The organism is Actinomycetospora sp., from assembly GCF_055612215.1.
The window spans coordinates 1-4,904 of the sequence record NZ_JBVPVA010000512.1 but is presented as its reverse complement, the minus strand read 5'-3'; the positions used below and the strand labels follow the sequence as shown (position 1 = coordinate 4,904).

General features: G+C 75.7%; 6 protein-coding genes. 1 reads left to right on the top strand and 5 read right to left on the bottom strand.

Annotated elements, in window-relative coordinates; genetic code table 11:
• The coding region (locus tag AC0CYZ_RS14210; protein WP_472216374.1) for an ATP-dependent helicase C-terminal domain-containing protein at positions 1–1,902 on the top strand (1,902 nt) is incomplete at its 5' end.
• Positions 1,903–2,007: 105 nt separating this feature from the next.
• On the opposite strand, the gene AC0CYZ_RS14205 is transcribed toward AC0CYZ_RS14210, so the two are convergent.
• The 5 genes from AC0CYZ_RS14205 to AC0CYZ_RS14185 form a co-directional block, all read right to left on the bottom strand.
• Positions 2,008–2,388, bottom strand: a complete 381-nt coding sequence (locus AC0CYZ_RS14205) for a cupin domain-containing protein (RefSeq protein WP_472216372.1) — start codon at positions 2,386–2,388, stop codon at positions 2,008–2,010.
• A 24-nt stretch (positions 2,389–2,412) separates the two neighbouring features.
• A complete protein-coding gene (locus AC0CYZ_RS14200; RefSeq protein ID WP_472216370.1) occupies positions 2,413–2,724 on the bottom strand; it encodes a nitrile hydratase accessory protein in 312 nt (103 codons plus the stop codon).
• Complete coding sequence (gene nthA / locus AC0CYZ_RS14195; protein ID WP_472216368.1) at positions 2,721–3,293, bottom strand: nitrile hydratase subunit alpha; 573 nt, start codon at positions 3,291–3,293, stop codon at positions 2,721–2,723. The genes AC0CYZ_RS14200 and nthA overlap by 4 nt, the downstream gene beginning before the upstream one ends.
• Positions 3,290–3,958 (bottom strand): nitrile hydratase subunit beta, encoded by a 669-nt coding sequence (gene nthB / locus AC0CYZ_RS14190; RefSeq protein ID WP_472216366.1) that lies wholly within the window; start codon positions 3,956–3,958, stop codon positions 3,290–3,292. The genes nthA and nthB overlap by 4 nt, the downstream gene beginning before the upstream one ends.
• Before the next feature lie 48 nt (positions 3,959–4,006).
• Positions 4,007–4,904, bottom strand: an 898-nt coding sequence (locus AC0CYZ_RS14185) for an amidohydrolase family protein (RefSeq protein ID WP_472216364.1), incomplete at its 5' end; no start/stop codon positions are given.

The window sequence follows — 4,904 nt, the reverse complement described above, 5'->3', positions numbered from 1 at the left end:
GTGGTGCGCCGTGCGCTCGACGAGGCGAGCGGAGCGACGGGGGATGCTGACGAGGCGAGCGGAGCGACGGGGGATGCTGCCGAGGCGAGCGGAGCGACGGGGGATGCTGACGAGGCGAACGGCGACGTGCTGGTGTTCCTGCCGGGGCGCCGGGAGATCGACGACGTCGGGCGGCGGCTCGGAGGGGCGAGCGGAGCGACGGGGAGGGACGCTGCCGCGCAGGCCGAGGTCCTGACGCTGCAGGGCGGGCAGGACGCGGCGCAGCAGGACGCGGTGCTGGCGGGGACGGGCGGAGCGGGCCGCCGCGTCGTGCTGGCCACGTCGATCGCCGAGACCAGCCTGACGGTGCCCGGCGTGCGGGTGGTCGTCGACGCCGGCCTCTCCCGCCGCCCGTGGACCGATCACGCCCGCGGCCTGGACGCGCTGGTCACCGTGCTCGCCTCGCAGTCCTCGGCGACCCAGCGGGCCGGGCGCGCGGGCCGGGAGGCGCCCGGGGTGGTGTACCGCTGCTGGTCGGAGGCCGAGCACGCCCACCGCGACCGCCACGACGACCCGGAGGTGGCGCACGCCGACCTCACCGGGTTCGCGCTGCAGCTCGCGCGGTGGGGCACCCCGGACGGCGCCGGGCTCGCGCTGCTGGACGCGCCCCCCGCCACGGCCTTCGACGCCGCCCGCGAGGTGCTGCGCGGGCTCGCGCTGACCGACGACGCCGGGCGGGTCACCGAGCGGGGCCGGGCGGTGGCGACGGCCGGGGTGCACCCGCGGCTCGGGCGCGCGCTGCTGGACGGCACGCAGGCCGTCGGGGCGGACACCGCGACCGAGGTGGTGGCTCTGCTCGCCGCCGACGTGCCGGGCTCCGACGACCTCGACGAGCGGCTGCGGGCGGCCCGGGCGTCGAACGATCCCCGGTGGCGCGCGGAGGTGCGCAGGCTCCGCCAGGTGAACGACCGTCGTCGTCGGGGCGACCACGATCGTTCCCAGGGCGCAGCCACGGTCGTCGCCCTCGCCTACCCCGACCGCCTCGCCCGCGCCCGCGGGCCCGAGAGCCGGGAGTACCTGACGACCGGTGGCACCGGGGTGGAGCTCACCGAGTCCTCGGCCCTGCGCGGGGCTCCGTGGCTCGCCGTCGCCGACGCCGTGCGCGCCCCGGGCGACCGCGTCGCGCGGGTGCGGCTCGCGGTGCCGATCGACGAGGACCTCGCCCGGGAGGCCGCGGCGGCCTGGTGGCACGACGACGCGGTGGTCGCCTGGGAGGACGGCGACGTGGTGGCCGAGCGCCGGGAGCGCCTCGGGGCGATCGTGCTGGCCCGCCGGCCGCTCGCCCGTCCCGACCCGGCGGCGGTCGCCGCCGCGGTGCGCGAGGGCCTGGCCGCCGAGGGACTCGGGCTGCTGCGCTGGGACGACGCGGCCACCTCGCTGCGCGCCCGGCTCGCGTTCCTCCACGCGGCCCGCGGCGACCCGTGGCCGGCCGTCGACGACGAGGCCCTGCTCGCCCGCCTCGACGAGTGGCTCGACCTCAACCGGGTCCGCCGCCGGGCCGATCTCGGCCGCATCCGGGTCGCGCCCGCCCTGCGCCACCTCCTGCCGTGGTCGGAGGCCGGGCGGCTCGACGAGCTCGCGCCGACGCACGTCACGACGCCGGACGGGCGCCGCGTCCGCGTCGACTACGCCGACCCGACGGCGCCCGTCGTGGCGCTGAAGGTCCAGCAGGCCTTCGGGTGGGAGAGGGCCCCGGTGCTGGCGGGCGTGCCCGTCGTCGTGCACCTGCTCTCCCCGGCGGGCCGCCCGGCCGCGGTGACGGCGGACCTGGCGTCGTTCTGGACCAGCGGCTACCCGCAGGTCCGGTCGGAGCTGCGGGGCCGCTACCCCAAGCACGCGTGGCCGGAGGACCCGCGACCGTGACCGCCCCGGGACGCGGGCCACGAGTGCCCGGTGAATCCGGGTCCCGGGGACCCGGATTCGCGATGCGCGTCGGGCACGCCGCGACGCCGCGGGCGGCGACGACGCTCAGGCGCGTCCCAGCGGGGTCCCCTGCTCGGCCACCACGCGGTCGAACACCGCCGGGCCGACGATCGTCAGCAGCCGCGCGGGACCGTCGCCCACCACCCGCAGCGCGTGCTCGACGTCGCGCGGCAGGAACAGGAAGTCCCCCGGCCCCGCGCCGAGCTCCTCCGCGCCGCAGTGACCCGCGACGCGGCCGGCGAGCACGTAGAACATCTCGTCCTCGCCGTCGTGGACGTGCGGCGGGACCACCAGGCCGGCCGGCGCCTCCTGCTCCATGACCGCGACGCGGCCCTCGCTGTCGGCGCCCGACGCCTTCACCGTGAACACCGCACCGTCGAGGTCGTAGCGCTCCCCCGCCCCGGCCACCCGCACGAACCCGCTCATGGTCCTCCTCGCCGGGGTACTCGATCAGGGGTGATGGTCCTCGTGGTCGTCGACCTCGCGCAGCGCGGCGGCCCGGGCGAGCACCGCGGCCTCGTCGACGACCCCGCCCAGGACGTCCTCGAGGGCCGCGAGCCACGACTCGTAGTAGGGCCGGGACGGGTCCTCGCCGATCCGCGCGATCAGCCGCCGACGGAACTCCTCGTAGGTGAACCGGCCGGCGTCGACCAGGGTGAGGACGAGCCCGAACGCCCGGCTCTCCCACGGCGCCGCGAACACCAGCTCGCCGTTGGCCCGCGGCGGCGCGGCCGGCCCGTCGACGTCGAGGGTGGTACTCACGGGCGGGCCACCCCCACCATCCCGTCGCGCGTCACCAGCGCGGCCAGTTCCTCGACGTCGAGGCCGTCGGTCCCGGCCGGGCGCTGCGGGATCACGAGGTAGCGCACCTCCGCCGAGGAGTCCCACACCTCGATCCGCACGTCGGCGGGCACCTCGCACCCCATCTCGGCGAGCACCGCGCGGGGCTCGCGCACCACCCGCGAGCGGTAGGCCGGGTCCTTGTACCAGCTCGGTGGCAGCCCGAGGACCGGCCACGGGTAGCAGGAGCACAGGGTGCACACGACGACGTGGTGGACCTCGTCGGTCTGCTCCAGCGCCACCATGTGCTCGCCCTGCGGGCCGGAGAAGCCCAGGTCGGCGATCGCGGCGGTGGCGTCGGTGCGCAGCCACGCCAGGTACTCCGGGTCCGTCCACGCCCGCGCGACGACCCGCGCGCCGTTCATCGGCCCGACGTCGCGCTCGTAGCGGGCGATGAACCCGTCCATCACCGCGGGGTCGACCAGCTCGCGCTCGACGAGCAGCGACTCCAGCGCCGCGGTCCGCTCGGCGGGCGACAACCGCTCGGTCACGTCGACGACTCCAGGTAGCTCTCGAACAGGTCCGCGTGCAGGCGGAAGGGCTCGGCGTCGGGACCCCACAGCTCCCGCGAGTCGAAGCCCACCGTGTAGACGTGCTGCGGGTTCTCGCCGGCGAACACGCCGTGGGTGTCGGGCAGGACGTGGGCCGGCCGGACCGCCGTGACCGTCCCCCGCCGGCGCCGCAGGTAGGCGGGCAGCTTCGACGGGCCGCGCGGGTGCGCGTCGGCGGTCACGACGGGGTCGCCGACGGCGAGGCGGGGCGGGTCGTCGACCTCGCGCAGCGAGCCCGGCGCCGTCGGCGCGTAGTCCGGGCGCTGCGGCTCCGGGAACGCCGGCTCCGCCACGTCCTCGCCGCGGTCGCGGCGCACCCGGGCGTTCACCGCGTCCGGGGCCAGCACCGCCGAGTCGACGAGCATCAGTTCGGCGGCGTTGAGCCAGCGCCCGTAGTAGCCGTCAGCGAGGTAGTCCAGCGGGTGCAGCCGGCCGAGCGCGTACCGGAAGGCGTCGAGGTTCCGCCCGGAGATCCGCCCCATGCTGAGCAGGGTCAGCGCGAACGCGCGGCCCTCCCAGGGCTCGGCGAACGGCGGCTCCCCCGGTGTCGGCCGGGTGGCCGGGCCGTACCCGAGGACGCCGCCCATGTCGGCGATCGAGTCCATGGCGGCCACCGAACCACCGCACCGTTTCCGGGGTGTTGCCTCCTGACCTCAGCGTCGTGACGGGCCGACGTCGCCGAGCTCGAAGACCTTCCGCGCGGTCTCGCCGAGGATGTTGCGCTTGGCGTGCTCGCCGACGAACGGCAGCGACGCGATCCGCCCGGGCACGTCGAAGTCCCAGTGCGGCCAGTCCGAGGAGTACATCAGCGTGTTCTCGGCGTCGATCGCCTCGAGGGTGGCGGCCAGCAGCTTGTCGTCGGTCCACTCCATGGGCTGGCTCGTGTAGTACATCTCGCGCATGTAGTGCGACGGCGGGCGAGTGAGCAGCGGGGCGTCGGACTGGCGCATGTAGTACTCGTGGTCGAGGCGCTGCATCATGAACGGCAGCCACGCGAGGCCGCTCTCGATCCAGACGGTCTTCAGGCCCGGGAAGCGCTCCGGGATCCCGTTGATCACCCAGTTCGTCATGTGGGTCATGTTGCAGGTCACGAAGCTCATGGCGTGGGCCGAGAGGAACCGGTTCATCGTCGAGGTCATCGTGTCGGCCTGGTTCGGCCCGGCGTGGAACCCGATGGGCAGGCCGCGCCGCTCCAGCTCGCGGTAGACCGGCATGTAGGCGTTGCGGTGCACCCCGGCGTGACGCTGGCTGGTGACCAGGAAGCCGATGACGCCGGGCGCGTCGCCGAACTCCTCGATCGTCGCCAGGCACGCGTCGGGGTTCTCGAACGGCAGGCCGAGCATGGTGCGGATGCGGGGCTCGCGCGGCAGCACCTCGGTGGTGAACCAGCGGTTGTAGGCCTGCAGCAGCGCCGTCGCGACCTCGGGCTGGGGGTGCAGCCCGGTCTCGAGCATCGGCTGCGGGAAGACGACCTGGAGGTCGATGCTCATCGCGTCCATGGCGCGCCGCACGAGCGTGACGTCGCGGTCGGCGCCCGACGTCGTGTCCGGG